The organism is Thiofilum flexile DSM 14609, from assembly GCF_000380185.1.
In the GTDB taxonomy this organism is placed as follows: domain Bacteria; phylum Pseudomonadota; class Gammaproteobacteria; order Thiotrichales; family Thiotrichaceae; genus Thiofilum; species Thiofilum flexile.
In genome coordinates this window covers 1-19,107 of the sequence record NZ_KB904782.1, presented here as the reverse complement: position 1 = coordinate 19,107, position 19,107 = coordinate 1, and the positions used below count along the sequence as shown (strand labels likewise).

General features: G+C 46.9%; 11 protein-coding genes. 9 read left to right on the top strand and 2 right to left on the bottom strand.

The genetic code is table 11. From position 1 onward, the window contains the following. The coding region (locus A3IK_RS19460) for a hypothetical protein (RefSeq protein ID WP_026220967.1) at nucleotides 1–420 on the top strand (420 nt) is incomplete at its 5' end. A 130-nt stretch (nucleotides 421–550) separates the two neighbouring features. Further along, nucleotides 551–1,738, top strand: a complete 1,188-nt coding sequence (locus tag A3IK_RS0113335; protein ID WP_020560484.1) for an MFS transporter — start codon at nucleotides 551–553, stop codon at nucleotides 1,736–1,738. On the opposite strand, the gene A3IK_RS19455 is transcribed toward A3IK_RS0113335, so the two are convergent. Continuing rightward, nucleotides 1,735–3,519: a SulP family inorganic anion transporter gene (locus tag A3IK_RS19455; RefSeq protein WP_110690457.1), complete on the bottom strand. Its 1,785-nt coding sequence runs from the start codon at nucleotides 3,517–3,519 to the stop codon at nucleotides 1,735–1,737. The genes A3IK_RS0113335 and A3IK_RS19455 overlap by 4 nt on opposite strands. A 6-nt stretch (nucleotides 3,520–3,525) precedes the next feature. Continuing rightward, nucleotides 3,526–4,146 (bottom strand): YigZ family protein, encoded by a 621-nt coding sequence (locus A3IK_RS0113325; protein ID WP_020560482.1) that lies wholly within the window; start codon nucleotides 4,144–4,146, stop codon nucleotides 3,526–3,528. A 90-nt stretch (nucleotides 4,147–4,236) separates the two neighbouring features. Between A3IK_RS0113325 and A3IK_RS0113320 the strand changes: the two genes are divergently transcribed. The 7 genes from A3IK_RS0113320 to A3IK_RS20895 all read left to right on the top strand — a co-directional run bounded on the left by A3IK_RS0113320 (nucleotide 4,237) and on the right by A3IK_RS20895 (nucleotide 19,105). Beyond that, on the top strand, nucleotides 4,237–4,596 hold the full coding sequence (locus A3IK_RS0113320; RefSeq protein WP_020560481.1) for a HopJ type III effector protein: 360 nt from the start codon (nucleotides 4,237–4,239) through the stop codon (nucleotides 4,594–4,596). A gap of 564 nt (nucleotides 4,597–5,160) precedes the next feature. After that, entirely contained in the window at nucleotides 5,161–8,379 is a 3,219-nt protein-coding gene (locus A3IK_RS0113315) for a BRCT domain-containing protein (RefSeq protein ID WP_020560480.1), read from the top strand. Continuing rightward, nucleotides 8,376–14,729, top strand: coding sequence for a HEAT repeat domain-containing protein (locus A3IK_RS0113310; protein ID WP_020560479.1), 6,354 nt, complete (start codon nucleotides 8,376–8,378; stop codon nucleotides 14,727–14,729). Before A3IK_RS0113315 ends, A3IK_RS0113310 begins: the two co-directional genes overlap by 4 nt. Next, nucleotides 14,726–16,561, top strand: a complete 1,836-nt coding sequence (locus A3IK_RS0113305) for a hypothetical protein (protein WP_020560478.1) — start codon at nucleotides 14,726–14,728, stop codon at nucleotides 16,559–16,561. Before A3IK_RS0113310 ends, A3IK_RS0113305 begins: the two co-directional genes overlap by 4 nt. Before the next feature lie 5 nt (nucleotides 16,562–16,566). After that, complete coding sequence (locus tag A3IK_RS0113300) at nucleotides 16,567–17,850, top strand: retron St85 family RNA-directed DNA polymerase (RefSeq protein WP_020560477.1); 1,284 nt, start codon at nucleotides 16,567–16,569, stop codon at nucleotides 17,848–17,850. A gap of 186 nt (nucleotides 17,851–18,036) precedes the next feature. Further along, nucleotides 18,037–18,315, top strand: coding sequence for a thiol-disulfide oxidoreductase DCC family protein (locus tag A3IK_RS0113295; RefSeq protein WP_020560476.1), 279 nt, complete (start codon nucleotides 18,037–18,039; stop codon nucleotides 18,313–18,315). 69 nt (nucleotides 18,316–18,384) lie between these two features. After that, nucleotides 18,385–19,105, top strand: a protein-coding gene (locus tag A3IK_RS20895) for an IS1 family transposase (RefSeq protein WP_425425411.1) whose coding sequence is annotated in 2 segments (ribosomal slippage) — nucleotides 18,385–18,633 and nucleotides 18,635–19,105 — 720 coding nt in all. Because the reading frame shifts where the segments join, the coding sequence is not laid out codon by codon here. The last annotated feature ends 2 nt before the right edge of the window (nucleotides 19,106–19,107 follow it).

Below are 19,107 nucleotides of genomic sequence, written 5' to 3'. Positions count from 1 at the left end.
ATCGCGATCACGAAAGGGAAAATAGCGGACATCTTGGCGGCGCGAGGGGAACTGGACGAAGCGCTGCGGATTCGGAGAGAGGATCAACTGCCGGTGTATGAACGTCTGGGCGAGGTGCGTGAAATCGCGATCACGAAAGGGAAAATAGCGGACATTTTGTTCGCGCAACATCAGACCTTGGAGGCTATTGAAATATATCGAGAGCAAGTACTGCCTGTTTATGCTCAATTAGGAGATCAGCGTATGCTGATGGTTGCTCAAGCTAATTTGGCATGGATGTTACTCCAAAGTGACACTGACCCTAGCGATGAGCCTAAAGCATTGCTGTGTTCCGCACTCAAACTCGCTCAAGCCATGCAGTTACCCGAAGCACAACAAATTACTAAATTTTTGCAACGTTTTGGCTTGAGGTGTGAGTAACAAAACTCTCGCCTTTTTTAGGCCGTACCCAAGTACCTACTGTATCGCAAATTTTAATGCGAGGTGTGTCTAAACAGAGCACTTTTCTTCTCTTAGAATGAGCGCTCAAATCTTAAACTAGGAGCCTCAATTGCAAGGAGTCATTTTAGCCGCAGCCGGTATTCTCATGGTCACCATGGGCATCCGACAATCGTTTGGGCTTTTCGTCAGTCCCATTAATAGCACCACCGGCTTAGACATTGCGACCATTAGCTTTGCGCTCGCCATTGGGCAAATCACCTGGGGGGCTATTCAACCCGTAGCGGGGGCGGTCGCGGATCGTTATGGGACGCGTCCGGTATTAAACGCGGGTCTGGTGATTTTAGCCTTGGGCTGTGTGCTCACCCCCATGGTGCAAAGTGCATGGGCTTTAGTATTCACCTTTGGTTTTTTATGTGCGGTAGGCTCAGGGATTGGGAGCTTTTCCCTACTCATGGCAGCCGCGAATGAGCGCTTAGCACCGGAGGCGCGAGGGTTTGCCTCTGGCGTGATTAATGCGGGGGGATCATTGGGGCAGTTTGTGTTTGCACCCCTGCTGCAAAAGCTGATTCAAGTATTTGGCTGGATGGGAGCGCTAGGGTCTATGGCAGTGGTCGCTTTGGCTGCGATTGGCTTAGTGGGCAAAGTAGCCGGAGGCGAGGCAGCCGCTACTAAGCCCGCCCACGCAGAAGGGGGCTTACGTCGTGCAGTAGTCGATGCCTTAAAAAATCCGAGCTATTTATTATTACATGCGGGCTTTTTCACTTGTGGGTTTCATATTGCCTTTTTGGTGACACACTTACCCGGTGAGGTGAATTTATGTGGTTTATCACCGAGTGTCGCGAGTTGGTCACTGGCGATTATTGGGCTATCTAATATTTTTGGCAGTTTATTTGCCGGTTATTGTGTGGCGCGTTATCGCAGTAAGTATGTCTTAGCTGTGATGTATGGCTCACGCGCCTTGCTGATTCTGTGGTATTTAATGATGCCCCATACCGAGTGGATTTATTATATTTTTGCTATAGGTCTAGGCTTTACGTGGCTTGCTACCGTACCGCCTACGGCTGCGATAGTGGGTAAATTATTTGGTAATCGCTATTTTGCGACCTTGTTTGGTTTGACCTTATTATCCCATCAAATCGGCGGCTTCTTAGGCGCTTGGCTGGGCGGACTAGCCATTGTCAAACTCGGCGATTTTACCTGGATGTGGTATGCCGATATGGCCTTAGCGGCGGCGGCAGCCTTAGTCAATTTACCGATTCGTGAAGCACCTATAAAAGCCGCATTAAAACCCGCCTAACTATAAGTTAGGGGGGCGGTTGTTGGGGTTGCGACTTGTAGTGGTGTGATGTCAATCTGTTCTCCTAGCAATTGCTTGGCATAATTAAGCGCATATTTGCGTTCGAGGAAGAAACGCTCCTTGCCAACCTGAGCCATCAGGCCAGAGCGTTGGAAGGAGCGATAGACGCGCTGATTGGTGCGAGCGAAATAAAACTCAATGCCCACCGCTTGCAGTTGATCCGCCATGCGTTCCAGCATGGCTTCACCTGTGGCATCCACTTGCCCAATACCCTCCATATCCATGACCACTACCTTGAGATTAGGCTTGGTAGAGATGGTATTGAGCAATTTACCTTCTAGATAACCCGTATTACCAAAATACAAATCGCCATTGAAACGGAACACAGAAACGGTATCGCTAGTTTTTAGCCCATGTACCTTCGCATTGCGCATAGTACCATCAGCATGACGTCCCACCTCAAAAAAGCTAGGGCGCGTAGTACGGTATAAAAATAACCCCAGCGAGAGCACAATACCGAGCATAATCCCTAGCTCTAAATGCGGCGCAAAGACGAGGGTGGCAGTAAAAGTGACTACGGCAGCAACACCATCATGCTTCTCTACCAACCAAGCCCGATGAATAGGGGCGAAATTAAACAGATTAAATACCGCCATAATAATAATAGCCCCTAGCGTGCTCTGGGGTAGGTAATATAAGAGATCGGTCAGGAACAGCAGGGTAATAGCCACTAGCATACCCGTGACAATAGAGGCAAAGCCCGTACGCGCCCCTGCGGAAAAATTAACGGCTGAGCGAGAGAATGAGCCGGATACGACCAGCCCCTGAAATAGCCCGGAAGTAATATTGGCTAACCCTTGACCGACGAGTTCTTGATTCACCGACCAACGCTGGCGGGTCTGAGCGGCAATAGCTTTGGATATTGATACTGCTTCTACCAGCCCCATCAGACCGATAATCAGGGCAGAGGTTAAGAGGGGCGCGAGTTTACCAAAATTGAGTTCCACGGCGGGAAAATGTAGTTCGGGGAGTCCCTGTGGTATCGCTCCAATAATGCTACCCCCTAGCTGATGATAGCCTAGTTGCCACGACAATAAGGTACTGAGTGTGACCACAATCAAAATACCGGGCAGGCGCGGAGCATAGGTCTTAAGCACGAGCAGCGAGCCGAGGGAAAACGCTCCCATCGCCAGCGTGATCAGTTGGGTCTGTGGTAGGGCTAATAATAGATTCCACACATATTGATGATAATGATCAAAGGCATCCGCCTTGACGGGTACGCCAAAGAGCTTGGGAATTTGAGAGGTGGCAATAATCAGCGCCGCTGCATTGGTAAACCCGACCACTACCGGCTGAGATAGAAAGTCCATGACCATCCCTAGGTGTAATAACCCCAGTGAGAGCCGTATCATGCCGATCATAATGGCTAATAGGGCAGAATAGGTGATGATGGCAGCCACCCCTTCCGCCGCATAAGGTTGGAGGGCGGTAGCAGACATGAGTGAGGCCATGGCAGTAGTGCCGGTGCTGAGCTGATGTGAGGAGCCAAAGAGGGCTGCCACAATGACGGGCAAAAAAGAGGCATAAAGACCCATATAAGCAGGCAAACCGGCTAGTTGGGCATAGGCCATCGACTGTGGAATGGCAATCAAAGCCACGGTTAGCCCCGCGATAATATCGGCTTTGAGTATCTGCGGGTTTTTGAGCTGCCCCATCCATTTTCGGTAAGGGGTAAAGCGTTCTTTCCAATCGTCGAGAAGAGATTGTAACCATATACTCATGCAATATTACCTTATATTATTCAGTAGTTTGCTGTGAATAGCACCGGATGAGCGATTCGTGAGTTCCGCTGTGAGGGCGTTAACCTGCTCTAAGGCTACTTGTAGCTGTAGGGTAATGTTTTGCCCATAATCACACTGTTCTAAGAGCGCGTTATATTGTTGTAATACATGGCGCACTAGCGCTTCAAATTCATAACCACATTCAATGAGTAGGGAGACTTGAGCGATTTTTTCTTGAGTAGGTAAGGTTAACAAGGCCTCTTTAACACAACCCCCATAGGCACGTTGCAAGCCCCCAGTGCCTAGTTTCGTACCACCAAAGTAACGTACTACGACCGCAACAATTTCACCCAAACCGCTATATTGTAAGGCATTCAACATAGGGCGACCCGCTGTGCCATTAGGCTCGCCATCATCACTCATCGACATCACGGTCGTATTCGGTGCTCCGGCTATATAAGCCCAGCACACATGGGTTGCTTGCGGATGGGTTAGGCGTAACTGCTTAATAAACGCCTCGGCTTCAGGGCGATTGCTGACATGACCAATATGAGTAATAAATTGGCTGCGTTTAATCTCAGTTTCGACCTTATGATGCGTCATGGGAATAAAATAACCTTGGTTCATAGGCATGATTCTAGCGAGTTTTAAGCATTTGGGCTAATGTGAGACTTCATCATTGTGTTAGATCATTAGCCTCATAGGGGAGTGTGTCAAATGGTTATGAGTATCCAAGCGTTGCTTGAGCAATTAGATCAGCCGGCTGAGTCATTACAGTTTAGCCAAGTCATTGCAGTCATTGACGCTCACTATGCCTATACTCCTCAAGCTTTCCAAAATGGAGCACTCAGTAGCCCCGCTGGAACGAATGAGGGATCGTGTAAAGTATTTGCATTCGGATTATTGCAGGGGTTGACACAAGAGCAAACCTTACACTGTTTTGCAGAGCACTATCGCGCCGTATTGGCTCACCCAGAGGGGCATAATCATGCCAATATTCGTGCTTTTATGCTATCCGGCTGGGAAGGGATTCAGTTTGATACCATGCCCTTAGTGAGCTTAAATACTAAGAGCTAAAAATGAAAAAATGTAAAGTAGAAAACAAGATCTTAATTAAATAAAATTCTATAGCTTAAATGAGGTGGTCGGTCATATCACGACCAACCTTAATACAAAATGACTAAAATAAAATATATTTTTATTCTCACAGTTATTTTGCATTTAATACTTGTCTTTTAATTTTATTATGCTAAATTTCAAAACATGAAAAGTCTAGCGATTGATCTTCGGATCAAGATTGGCGTTGCGCCACTCTCGAATTAAACCTAAGCATTGATCACAAGGAAGACTGTTTCAGTCTCGTTTACGCCCATAAATAGTCCTCCCGGCGTACTCGAGCTGGAACTATCACGCAAACGTGATTTCGAGTACGCCGGGAGGACTATTTATGGGCACGAGCCAGTGAGTCTTCCATGTACCCGGTATTCAGGTAGATTTTTTCATAGTAGGGGTTATTCAGAGTTATTTGAATAACCCCTTTTTATTATAAAGCCAAAGTGATTAAGCACTTCACTCGCAAATATTCATTGAGTACTTTTATTATTACAATCCCTAGTACTCACCATGAAAAGGATAGGTTATATGCTGCTGACATTAACGGATATTCAACGTGCTTGGGAATTAAAAGATCCCGCCTTTATCGATTACTTAGTGGCATTAGCAGAACAACCCAATCCTACTATTAGCCCGCCTTTACCTGATGAAGTTGAAACCTTTGAAAAATTCATTCAATTGATTTGGTCAAAGTCTTTCCGAGCACAAAGCTATCTAGAGCAGCAGGCCTATCGCGTCGATCATATCAACCGTTTAGAAGCCGCGACACCACCCTATGTGTTACCTGAGCGCCTGAAGCTACACCAGATCCTTATGGTGCTGTGGCGTGATCCTAGTGCTTATGCGCGTGTTTGTTTAATCGAAGTCATTCGCCGCATACCCTTTGTTTATGGGCCGTGGAAAGCCTTAAAAGCGATTTATAAAGCCGCAGAAGCTAAAAAAGATTATGAAATCGTGGCAGAGATTGCTATTCGTTTAGATGCGCAGCGGGTGAATACGAATAACGCTAGCCCTTTAATGATGAGTCATGCAACGCGTACTTATATGGTATTACGCGCTTGGCGTTATTTGCGTAAAATAGGACAGCAATTGCCGGTATTATATCCAACCGTAGCGATTCAATATTTAGCAGCTTATACTGATAGCACTAATTGGGCGACTACTTGGATTTTTAATCATATTGCCTTTCATAATAAAAAACATTCTTATGGTAGAGATTATTTTGGTTATATTGGGCAAAAAGAAAGTCTAATTCAATACCGTGCTTTTAATGAGCTATGGAAGCGTAACCCTGAACCTTTATTACGTCTGATTTTATTAGCCAGAGCCGAAAGGGTTAGACAATTTGCTGCGGAAGGATTAAAAGCGGATTTCGCTACCCAATTACGTGATATTGAACCTACCACCATTATTCAATTAGGCTCCAAGGCTACACAAAGCTTAGCCCTTGATGAGTTAATTATATTCCTTCTACAAAATGCCTCTAAATTAGAGCAACAACAGTTTAAAGCATTAGGTTTGCGAGAGGTGGTGATTCGTTTATTAGAATCGAGTAGTACGAGCGCTCAAAATTATGCAGCACAGTATGTTAAAGCCTACGCGCGTGATTTATCGGTAGAGTATTTATTAAAGCTAGCTAAAAATAATCAATTAGCCAAAGCAGTCCGTGAACTAGCCTTGCAATTATTATTAGAGCGCGATCCGCGCCGTGAGGTAGGGCTAGAGGCATGGGGGGAGCTACTCGAATCTGAGCCATACTATAAGATGGTGAGTGAAATACTGCGTAAATATTTCGGGCGTAATGAGCTGACCCCCGACTGGTTTAAAGCGCGGATTTTATCCCACTCACCGCAGGGATTTAATTTTGCTAAAAGCTATTTATTTGAGTTACATCCACTAAAAAGTTTGGGCAATGCTTTTTTTGAGGAGCTGCTCAATGCGTTAGATGATGATTACGTACAGCAGGAAATTGCTCAATTTGCCTTACTCAATCTGAAAAAATTAGATTTAAGTACGCTCAGTCCCCCCTTTATTCAGACCTATTTATTACAGCCCTTAACTTCGGATACGGTACAGAATTGGATTCAAAATGATGATATTAAAGCGAATACCTTACCGATCGATTTTTATCAAGCCTTAGTCTCTGAGCCAGATTGGAATACTCACCCCTTTATTCAAGCGCTCAAAGCACAGAATAAAAATTGGACTCAAGCGCTAGCGTTTAATAGTGAATTAGCAACAACCGTGATGGGTTGGCTCTCCGATGTGCGCCGTTTTAAACCGAGCATTTTAGGTTTTGAGTGGCTAATGAAGTTGGTGAGTTCTGAGTCGGCAGAGCAACATCAATTTGCCGTAGAGCGTTTAAGTAAAGCTTTCACCCCCGCCGATTTTGCCCCTAATACCAGCACGGCATCCGCTCAGCCTGTGAGTACAAGTGCTGCAACATCCGTTGATTTACAAGGGCAGACTTTCCTCTTTACCGGCAAAATGCAAAGCATGACCCGCGAAGCCGCCGAGGACATGGTAGTCAAAGCCAATGGTAAAAATAGCGGGAGTGTGACTGCCAAACTGGATTATTTAGTGATTGGGGATGAGGGTTCGCCTTTATATGGTAATGGGCGCAAGGGCAGTAAACAGGTCAAAGCCGAGTCCTTAATAGCGGCTGGTGCGGCGCTTAAAATTATTTCTGAGACAGCTTTTTTAAAACTACTCGCAGGGCAGGCGGATAATGTCTCCGCTGATGCAGCCATGGCGGGTAGTGAATATTTATGGAATTTAGCTTTAGGTGAGGCAGAAACACCTCTGCGCCAATTTGCACTCGAATATTTACGCCGCCACCATCCGCCCTTAGCACTCAAAGCGACGGATCGTCCGGTTGATCCGGGGGCAGAGATTCCAGCCGCCTTTTTGACTTTAGATCGAGTGCTGCCCTTATTGCAACACCCACATGCGGTAGTACGGCAATTAGGTTTGGATATGGCGGAGTGGGAGCTGGCTCGCTGGCAACCGACAGAGCAGCAATTACTCAGTATGAGCGAATCACGCTATACCGAGGTGCGCGAGTTACTCAAAAAGGCGCTCTTAGAAGACCCCACACCCGCGAATAAGACCTATCATTTATCAACCGCTATCTTGCCAGAAAGTTTTGTGTATGGCTTATGCGAGTCGCGCCATGCTCCTAGTCGAGAGTTGGGCTTAGCGATTTTACAACGTGAGCGGCGTTTGCAATCCCCGCAAGCGCTCTATCAGCTCACCGAAAGCCCTGATCGTGAAGTCCGCAATCAAGTGATTCGTATTTTATGGCGGCTCTATCGCACGCCACTCACCACACCGAATTGGCGTCCCGCGCCGGAGGTGGCACATTTACTCAGTAAAGGTAAGCCAGTAAAAACGCCTCCTCCCCCCCATCCAGTGAGTGAACCTGTATTACCTCAACGTCCTCATAATCTGCCCGCTGACTATGCCGGTTTACAATTATTGCTGCGGCGTTGGTTATATGAGTTACCCCCCGGACGCTTAGGGCGGGAGCAAAAGGGGATGAAGCCCTTAGCGGCGAGTGTGGCTAAAAAAGCTTTGATTGAAACCCTGCGTGATTTGGCGGTGGAAGATGGTGCCTTTGCCGAGGTGGTATTGCCTTTATTCCAACAATTTACCCAATCACGCGGCAAGATGGAGCGCGATGCCTGCCTCGTAGCAGCGACTCGCATTGAACATGCCCATCCTACCCTAGCAGGAGCCTTGGTATGAGCGAGCATCAATACCTAAATTATCGCGGTGAGATTCGCGCCTTAGTAACGCGTGAGAATCAAGCAGCCTTTGTGACTAGCCACCCAGAGGGACAAGCCACGGCCTTATACCGAGTGGATTGCACCGAGCGCTTAGTCCAGTTACAAACCGACGCATTACCCTGTGGTGCGAGCGCTTTGGTGGGGAATGATAAAACCCTGTATCTCGCTGGTTTAGACGGTAAGCTCTATCAAGCAGCACGCGATAAAGGCAAGCCTAAAGCAGTAGAGGGGATTGAGTTTAATGTTCAAGCAGAGAATGAAATTCTAGAACTTACCCTCTTAGCTAGTGATTATCTAGCCGTTTTACAGCCTAGAACCTTAAGTGTGGTGAGTCTAACAGGTACGCAAGTCGTGCAAGTGCTGGATTTAGAGCAAACCGCAACGGTGATGGCAGCTTCCCCAGAAGGGCAGTGGCTGAGTATCGGATTTAGTAATGGTAGTGTGGCGGTATATCAATGGCTGGATAATACCCTGCAATTTTCAGCACAGGCTCCTTTACATAAGGGAGCCGTAACCGCGCTATGCTTTGAGAAAAACGAATTACGTTTTTATTCTGCCGGAGCGGATAAGCAGCTCTTAAGTACCCATGCTCAAGGCGAATTACAACCCTTAGATAAAGGTAAAAATAGTGTTCACAGTGCCGCGATTAATAGCATTGTGTTGGGTACAGAGCGCTTTTTTACTGGCTCCGAAGATAAGAGTATTAAAGCTTGGGCCTATAGTGGTGGACAGCCGATTACCTATAAGCAAAGCCTGCCTAAAATTCACTTCATGGGCTTGGTTCACTACTTAGGTCAGTCGTGCTTACTGCTAGCCGGTAAGGATCAAACCCTGCGTTTAGTATCCTTGGAGCAAGACAAACCTGTTGATACCCTGTTGACGCTACATGATGGCTATGACAGTGCAGAGTATCGCCTGAAATCGACGGAGCCTAAGGAGCGCGAACAGGCTTTAACTACGCTCGCAGCCTATAATGACAAAGTGGCTTTAGGTCTGATTGAAAAGCATTTTAGCCAAGAGCAAGATCGTAGTTTGCGTGAGTTAATGGTAAAGCTGATTGATCAGTCCTCACACTCTAAAGCCAATCTAATCTTAGAGGCTTGCCTGAATGATAAGCGTCACGAAAGTGTGCGTAAATTAGCCTTTAATGCACTAGTAGCCCGTTTTAAAACGCAAATCGACCCGCTCTATCCCTTATTAAAAGCACTCGATACCCAGCATACGGATATAGCCTTACTCGCCCTCAAAGCGTTAGGTGAGTACGCTAATACCAACCCGCGTGCTGAGCAAGCACTGACTAAAGCACTCGACCATGCCCAGCGTTCGGTACGCTTAACTGCCTTAAATAGACTCGAAGGTATCTATCCTGCGACTGATCCCAAAGCCGATTTGCTCGCTCTACAAAGTACTCAAACCGATGTACAACGTGCGGCCTTAATTCGTCTCTATCAACGTCACTTATTGGCTAGCTTTGAGGTGCAACGCGCTCTGCTACGTCAACAAGAGCAAGAGAATGAAGCCGTGCGCCATACCGCATGGCTGATTAGTGTATTAAGTCGCCCGAATCTAGCCCTTGCTTTAAAAACACGGGATAGAGATTTAGCGCGGCAACTAACCGATTTAGAGCAATTTGATTTGCTCAAAGAGCCTGACAGTACAGCGGTTGAGGATAAAACCCAAAGGGCTAAGCCGACAGATCTCAGCACCTTAAATACGGATGATTACACCCCCTTATTGCAAGGCATGAGTAGCCGCCATGCAGATATTAGCTTTAATAGTGTCTATGCCTTAGCGGTATTACAAGACCCGCGTGCGCTCGGTTTATTACTTGTGCTGGCACAGCATAATAATGTAAACATTCGGGTAGGAGTCTGTAAGGCGCTAGCGTGGCTGCAATTACCTCAAGCCCGCGAAGCACTAGAGGTACTACTTAATGATCCCGATGCAAATGTGCGAGATGCTGCTTTTAGTGCCTTAAGCCTATTAAAATTGAGTCCGCTCACTCAGGCCAGCTTAGGTCTCAGTGCAAAGTATCAAGACAGCCATGCGCGGGGCTTGAAAGTATTGCTCGATACCCTAACTGCCTCTAGCGCTGTGAATGATGAGGCCTTGAGCTTACTCAAAAATGCCCTAAATGACCCCTTTGAACCCATTCGCCAAGAAACCTTTAAAGCGTGTTTAGTACGTCATTTAGGCGGGGGAACAGTGGGGACGCTGCGCTTATTACTAAGTAGTCAGTATGAAAATATTCACCGTGAGGTCTTAAAGGAACTCATGGCGCAACCAAAGGCCGAGTGGGCGAGTACCTTATTATTGGACTTACTCCATGATCCCTTTGCGGCTATTGCGCTGGAGGCTTTAACCTATGGCTTAGCCGAGAAAAAGCGTTTTGACAGTGAGGGCTTATTATTACAAGCCAGCCAAAGTCCGCATGTGAGTGTGCGTAAAGCCGCATTAGAGCAAAGCTTAAAGAAACCACTGGCTCAGCAGGCCGCATTATTACAACGCCTGATTAATGATCCCGATGAAAGTCTACGTCAAGCAGCATTACAAGCCATTATTGAGGGAGCCGATAGCCAAGCGTTAAGCCAAGCACTGCAATCACCTTATGAAGATATTCAAGTCAATGCAGCCTGTGTAGGCGCTCGAGTCGGGGATGAGAGTGCCTATCCTTTATTGGTGGCCTTTGCCCAGCGTCCGCATCCTGCCCAAAGTGATAAGCATTTAATTGCAGCATGGCAACAACGTACGGTGAATGCGCTCGGTGGTTTAGGTGACTTAGGTGATAGCCGTGCTTTTGCCGTGGTACAGCCCCTACTGGAGCATACCAATGTCGCTATTGCCAAAGCCGCCGCACGCGTATTGCCTTGGGTTAGTGCCGCCCATCATACGGAGACCTTAATCGGTTATCTAACCCATAATCAAATAGCCGTACGTGCCTATGCAGCGTTGGCCTTGGGTTTATTAGGGGATGAGCAGGCTATAGCGGCCTTAAAAGATGGGAAGGTACAGCAAGTATTATCTGCTCATGAGCAATTAATGGCATGGGTTGCCCTAAAACAAATTAACCCCGTCACTTTGCAAGCCTTAATCACGGGTGGGGATGCCTCGTATCTCAGTCAATTTATCTTGATCAGTGCAGAGCTTTGGTTACATCCGAATCAGCCTTATTTAACCTCTTGGGCTTTAGTGACACCTTATCCACCCTTGCAATTACTCTGTGCTGATTTTATTGAGCGCTATGGTGATCGTGCGGCACAGTGGGACTATATACAAACCGGACTGCAACAAGCTCAACGCCATCAGGATGATACGTGGATCATTGAACTAGCCACCTTAGAACAAATCAGTGCTTGGTTAGTCTATGCCCCTAATCTGTTAAAAGCACGGCTGATCCAAGTGCTCAGTGCATGGGATAATCGGACGACATTTAAACAGTGGCAATGGCAATTACAAGCCTTTAATCAACGCTATCAGGCGCAGTTACAGGCCATTACCATTCCCATTGTGCCGGAAGCCGTGAGTGCTGCGACTAAACAGGTGTGTGAGCAGCAAACTTTTGGTGCATACCTAGGTTTATTACGCTCTGAGAGTTATGGGGCACTGAGTTATGGCAGTGATTTAAATATTCGTCGCCAAGCGGTGATGGGTTTAAGTCGGCTAGCCCAGCACTCAGAAAGTTGGCGGGAAAATGTTATTCAAAGCTTATTACCAGCACTCAACCACCCGCAGCAATTGGTGCGTCAACAAGTATTTGAAACTTTGCAACATTTAGCAGTGAGTGCTGAAGTATTAGGGCGAGCGGCCTTGTCTGCCTCACAGCCGGATATGGCTGAGCAGGGCTTAAAATTACTAGTAGCCCATACGCGCTTTGCACAGGTGCAACCCTTATTAGAGCAATTAGTACAATCCAGCGATGCCATGCTCGCCACCGAAGCATGGAAGGTACTCAGCGCCCAAGTGGGACTGATAAAAGCCGCACCGCTAGCTTTGCAATCCTACTATTTAGAGCTGCGAGTGCTAGTGGTGCAGCAATTAGCCGAGGTCTTACCTAAAGAGGCTAAAGCACTGGATCTATTGATTCAAGCTACCAAAAATGATTATCGTCCTAGTGCTGTTAAAGCGGCGGCTATTTTATTGCAGCAACAACAATCCGCTGCGGTGCCTGCCTTAAAACAGCTACTCACCTATAGCCAAGAGCTGAGTGAACAGCGTCAATTAGTAGCTTTATTAAAAACCGTAGTCGATCAAGAAGTACCCGAATTTTTATTCGAGTACTTAAATAATCCACTGCTGCGATTAGAGGTAGCACGAGTCTATGAGGGATTGGCCTATACTCGACCTGAGCGTATGGCTAAGCCTTTATTGCAACGCTTAAACACTCACAAAGCAGAGAGCACCGCCCTTATCGATGCGGTATTACGTATCAGTGGTTATGATCAAGTCATTGAGGATTATGAAGATGAGCGCGGTGATCAGCGTTGGCTGGCTGAACAATATCCTCGTCATGATCCGATACTAGTGGCCTTATTCCAGACCTTAGTAATGCAGCAAGAAACTAAGCGTCTGAGCACATTATGGCAAGGGTTGCGTTGGGCAAAAACCAATGCTGAGCTAGACCAAGCCTTATTAACTGCTTTACCGATTGTATCGAGTGAGGTTTTGCCAGAGTTAGTGACCACTATCGGGCGGCGTTTCTATAAGCGTCAGGGTGTCGTGACAGGCCTACGGCAAGCCTTAAAACATAAAGACCCTGATATACAGTTCCTAGGAGCGGAAGGTTTAGCCTTAGGTGGACGTAGTGAAGGTTTAAGTACACTACTGGCGGCAATTGATTATCAGCCGAATGCTAATTACCGTCAGCGAGCGGTATTAGCCTTAGGTGAGATGGGGAATGAGCGAGCCTTAGATAAATTATTGAGCCTCGCTCAAGAACAAGGGCATTTCCTGCAAGAGGTAGCGATTGAAGCCTTAGGACACTTAGGTCAATCAGATAAGGCTGAAACCATTTTCCGCCTGTTAAAATCCGCCTTAGAAAATGCCGATTATTATAGCGATATGGTGTCACGAGCGCTCAATGGGTTACGTTGGTTTAATACCTTGGCGGCTTGGCAAATTATTGCGGATTATAGCCAAAAGGCGGAGTACTACCGCACCCGTCAACAGGCACTACAGCTATTACAATATTGGGATACTCCAGCGAGTCGCACTTACTTACTCACAAGCTTACGCAAAGACACCGATAATGATTGTGTGCAAGCGGCGTATGATAGTGCGCGGCGTTTATGGAAGGTGGCAGAGCAGGAGTTTAGTGAGATTGATGTCGCACTGATTCAAGGTTATGAGCCACTACTGGATGAGCGTAAACCATTAGAGCGAGTCGCCCGCTCAGCCAATAGTGCGCAAATCATGCAGTTACTCACCGAGCCTTTAGCGGTACGTGATGAAGATGAGGAGGCTTATACGCAAGTATTTGAGGTATTAGTCAATCGTTTAATGAATGACCCTTTACCTCAGCAAGAGAGTATCCTGCAACTACTGCAAGCCGAGCGCTTAGATTTAGTGAGCTTAATCGCAAGACGTTTAGCGCGGGAAAAGGTGCTGGATAAAGCGATACTGACAACGCTAGAACAAACGCTTACCCGTGACTGTCAACAGTGGCAAACCTATCAGCGCCTACAAGATTCCGGCTCGACGCAAATTCCTGACTTAGCAGATAAGCTATGGCTGGTTGAGGAAGCGGTGAGTGATTTAATCTGGGTAGCAGTGGTTCAGAATGTTGCTCATGAGGTTGTTATTACTCTGCTCAATAGCCGTCAAGCAGCAGCACTCGACTTGCAAATGCAGGTACTAAAGGCCCTCTTAGTCGCAGATAAAGTCGAACAGGAAGTCTTAAAAGCGGTTCATGCGCTAACACAATCCGAGTTAGTGGAGCTATATGAGTTAGCGCAGCAAGTACTAAAAACACATCCTTTAACGCCTAGCACGTTGCAAAAATTAACAAGTCGGATTAGTGGCTTATGGCATGTCACCGCTAGCACTACAGTGACACTCGCGCAATTACCCCAACTGATTAATAGTGGCGATTGGCAAGCTTTGTTAAAGGTGGCTAATGATGCAAATGCTGAGGAAGCCTTACGCATGGGGGCGATTGAGGGCTTAGCGCTGATGAATGAGACGCAAATTGATACGGCCCTGCTGAAGCTCACCAAAGAGGGCGGCGATGAGGATATTAATAAAGCGGCCTATCGTGCCTTACGGCGGCGGCAACGGGCTAAAGCTAAATTTAGTACAGGAGTATCAGCATGAGTAACACTGATATGACTCAGCAGTCAGAGCGCGTAGCCTTACAGTTACGCTATCAAAGCCCTAGTGAAGCGCATGCCGACCATGTGCAATTAATAGGACAACTCAATCGCTCAGACGTGAAACTAGAGGCTACCTTACAAGAGCCACTGATTTTTCGGGAAACCATGGCGGCACTCTTTGCCATTGTGAGCAGTGATTACCGTTATGCGCCGAAAGACCGCCAAGCCTATGCAGCCTTTATGCAAATGCGCCGCGCTCATCAAAATCAGGGTTTAGCCAAAGCGCAACGGGCTTATTTTGATTGGTTATTGAAAAATGATCCCTTAGGGTTTTGTATTCTAGACCCGATTATTAGTGTCTATCCGAATGGGGTGGTATTTGAAGTGTTTAGTAAAGATGAGGGTAGCTATGCCATGCTCTCCTTTGATTATAAGCACTTTAACCTACAAGGCACACCCGTCTACGGTACCACTAATATTGATTTTAGTGACAGCCTAGCCCAAGGCTTAGAGCAAATGCGTAGCTTTAAAGCGAGTACCTTAAGCATTGGGCAAACAGCCGTAGGGTTGGATACGGTCAGTAGCACGGCACAACCCGATAGCACCGTACTGGAAAAGCAGGTGCAAGTACCGAACTCATGGATTCGCGGTTTTCTACAGGTACAAGCGTCCGCTCAATTGCCCACGGACAAAATTACGCTCAATCCGCTCGATGTGTATAACCTACTGCATCATTTACGCATGCATGCGGATATTAAAGGTAAACGCCGTGGCTTACGTTTAGAGCTGATTCCTGGGCGCTATCCGAGTATTATTTTAGAGCCGAATGATGTAGTGCTCGACACCCAAACCGAGGTTTATAAAGGCAAGCAAGCCAAAATCATACGTTTATGGGGGCGCAGACGTTTAAATCTATTGAAGCGTATTTTGCCTTTTACCGAAACGATTGAAGTGGGATTATTGGGTAATGGTATGCCCAGTTTTTGGACCATGCACGGTAAGGGCTGGCATTTGACTTTAGCGATTACCGGATTTACCGCAGCGAATTGGTCACAAGCACTTAATTTTGATTTATTACTACCGCGTGATCTCAATCACATGGAGAAAGTAACGCCTCTCCTAAAAGTACTCGAACAACAATGGGTGCTGTCTCTAGAGGAGCTGGTGAAGCAAACCGGCTTGAATAGAGCTGAGTGTCGCAGTGCGCTGTTGCAAGCCTGTCAACAAGGCTTAGTGATGTATGATGTGGGGGCTAATGTCTATCGGTATCGGCCTTTGACCGTTGAGCCGTTGGATATGAGCCATTTTCAATTTCGCCAGCCTGCAGAAAAATTGGCTTATGATTTAGTGCATCGTCAAAAGGCTTTGAGTCAGTGGCAGACCCTGTTATTGCCCGGTGAGGGGGTAGAGATTGCTGCCACCATTACGGTCAAAGAGGATAAGCGCGATTACCTCGCTAAGCTCAAACTCAATGAAGAAGGGCAGGTGGTGAAAGCCGAGTGTAGCTGTCATCAGATTATGCAACATGGCTTAACACAAGGCCCGTGCTCTCATCTGATCGCCTTACGTATTGCCTATGCTTTACGCCAAGCCGAGCGTAATGTTGCTACGATTAGCCAAGAAACCCGCGCCTTCTCACGTCGTAAAGCCAGTCAAGTGGAACAGATTCAATTAACTTTAAATGAGCAACGTGTATTTTTCACGCATGAGCAAGCGGCGAAAATACGTCGTCAACAAATGGCTTTTAACTCCGTTAATGCTGCACGGCATGCTTATTTAGACAAAATTCAACAACTGGAAGCCTCCGGTTTTATTGACAGCACCTTAGGATGATCAGTATGGCGACGGAATGGGAAGAGCGTTGGGCAGAGATTGAAAAAGCGGGCAGTATTAATGCTTATATTCAACAACAATTAGTGGCAAAAGGGTTTCTAGTCGAGCGCCGTGCTACCGATAAAATGACCCCGCGCGAATTAGAGCAGTATAAAAAGTCACTCAAAACCGAAGCTACCGAAAAAGCGCAATTACGCAAAGCGGCTTGGCAAGTGTATAAAGCCAATCATATGGTGTATTTGGGTGAGGGGATTTATTGGTCGGATGATAGTAGTGAGGATGATTTTGATTTGGCTAGTGCCGAAAAGCGCTTGCTAGATAATCAATTACCTGCGATCACGAAAGTGAAACAATTAGCCGAGCAGTTAAAGCTCACCATTCCACAATTACGCCAGCTGTGTTATCACCGCGAAGCGGCGACGGATTTAAACTATACCCGTTTTGAAATTCCTAAACGCTCCGGTGGTATGCGTCCGATTTGGGCACCACGGCTCTTATTAAAAAATACCCAGCGCTGGATTTTAGAGCATATTTTAGAGCGTTTATTAGTACATGGCGCGGCACATGGGTTTTTAATGGGACGCTCGATTGCTACCAATGCAGCACAACATAACAATAGTGAAATTTTAATTAAGCTCGATATTAAAGACTTTTTCCCCTCGATTAGCTGGAGACGGGTGAAAGGCGTATTTCGTAAGGCAGGTTATCGAGAGCAGGTGGCGACCTTATTAGCGCTATTGTGTACTGAAGCCCCGCGTGAGGTAGTCGAGCGTCAAGGTAAAAAACATTATGTCGCCTTAGGTGCGCGGTGCTTACCTCAAGGTGCGCCGACCAGTCCCGCCTTAACGAATGTGTTGTGCTTGCGTCTAGATCGACGCTTGACGGGTATTGCGACTAAATTTGGCTGGCGCTATAGCCGTTATGCCGATGATATGACCTTTAGCTTACCCGTAGGGCACGCAGGTGATCCACAGATCGCGAAAGTACTCGGCAGTATTCAGCGCGTTATGGGGGAAGAGGGCTTTGAACTGAATCGGGCTAAGACGCATATCGTGCGTCGTGGTGCGAGACAAGAGGTGACGGGGCTAGTGGTGAATAATGAGGGACTACCACGGGTCAAGCGCAGCACCAAACGCCAAATGCGAGCCGCATTACATAATTTGAAAACAGGCAAAGGTTTAAAAGAGGGTGAGAGCTTAAATCGACTCAAGGGTTATGCGGCTTATATGGCTATGACTGAGCGCGAATTGGGTCTGAGATTGTTGAGTGAGCTGAGTGAGTTTGGCTAGCGACCTTTTGTAAGGAGGGAGCTGTTCTCTTCATCAATATTTCAACTGAGTGCTCAATCAGCAGCGGATTATGGCGCTTGGTTAAAGCCCTTTGCTATGAAAGTTTATAGAGATGACCTAGTAGTTGGTTATATTATGGTCTGCTAGATATAAGGTTCTGTATAGCAAACTATTAGGTTACAACAGATGATCGACATGGTGATCTTCGATGGCGAATGCGTGCTCTGTGCTCGTTCTGTTCAGTTCATATTGTGGCACGAAGCTGAGCCACGGTTTCAATTCTCGCCCGTTCAATCAGCTGCGGGGGCAAGAGTCCTGAAGGCTTATGGTTTTGCCACCACAGATGTCGATACTTTTGTATTAGTGAGTGAGGGAAAGGCGTATACCTGCTCTGCTGCTGCACTGCAAGTTGCTAAACACCTCAAGGGCGCTTGGCGCTTATTACGTTTGCTGGTCATGATTTAAAGGAGTTGAATCATACACCTACATCTCTTATAGTGATCGGTTTCCCCGCAAGTTCAGAAAGGTAAGTTCATGGCTACGATAGAGGTACCCTGCCGTTATTGTAACAGTCTATTAGTGTATAAACATGGATATGCCCGCAGTGGCGAACCGCGCTATCGATGCCGTGAGTGTCTGCGTAGTTTTCAGCACACCTATCGTTACGAAGGCAACAAGCCAGAGACGCCTGAAAAGATAGTAGAGATGGCCATGAATGGCAGTGGTGTCCGCGACACCAGCCGGGTGTTGAAAGTGAGTATCACGACCGTGATTGCTCACTTAAAAAAAATTAGAACCGGTAAAAGTCAATCCATTACCGATACAAGAGGTGATGGAGCACCATAAGGTGGAACTTATCTGTGAAATGGACGAGCAATGGTCTTATGTGGGTCACAAGAAACAAAAGCGGTGGCTATGGTATGCGTGGCAACCGCATTTAAAGACGGTGTTGGCCTATGAGCTGGGAAGCCGCGCGGATAAGACCCTAAAGCGTTTATTAGCTTCCTTACAGCGCTTCAAGATTCGGCTGTTTTGCACAGATGGCTGGGAGGGGTATCAACGTCTCTTACCGAAGGATAAGCACCTGATCACTAAGCGTTATACCCAGTCTATTGAGCGCCAGAATCTTAATTTTCGCACCCGTATCAAGCGGTTGGCACGCAAGACGATTTGCTTTTCTAAGTCGGTGGAGATTCATGATAAGGTGATCGGGGCGTTTATTAACAGAATGTTTTTCAACTCTTCTAAATCATGACC

Coding starts and splice junctions, on each gene's coding strand:
- A3IK_RS0113305 (WP_020560478.1), top strand. CDS start 14,726: ATGAGTAACACTGATATGACTCAGCAGTCAGAGCGCGTAGCCTTACAG.
- A3IK_RS19455 (WP_110690457.1), bottom strand. CDS start 3,519: ATGAGTATATGGTTACAATCTCTTCTCGACGATTGGAAAGAACGCTTT.
- A3IK_RS0113325 (WP_020560482.1), bottom strand. CDS start 4,146: ATGAACCAAGGTTATTTTATTCCCATGACGCATCATAAGGTCGAAACT.
- A3IK_RS0113295 (WP_020560476.1), top strand. CDS start 18,037: ATGATCGACATGGTGATCTTCGATGGCGAATGCGTGCTCTGTGCTCGT.
- A3IK_RS0113315 (WP_020560480.1), top strand. CDS start 5,161: ATGCTGCTGACATTAACGGATATTCAACGTGCTTGGGAATTAAAAGAT.
- A3IK_RS0113310 (WP_020560479.1), top strand. CDS start 8,376: ATGAGCGAGCATCAATACCTAAATTATCGCGGTGAGATTCGCGCCTTA.
- A3IK_RS0113300 (WP_020560477.1), top strand. CDS start 16,567: ATGGCGACGGAATGGGAAGAGCGTTGGGCAGAGATTGAAAAAGCGGGC.
- A3IK_RS0113320 (WP_020560481.1), top strand. CDS start 4,237: ATGGTTATGAGTATCCAAGCGTTGCTTGAGCAATTAGATCAGCCGGCT.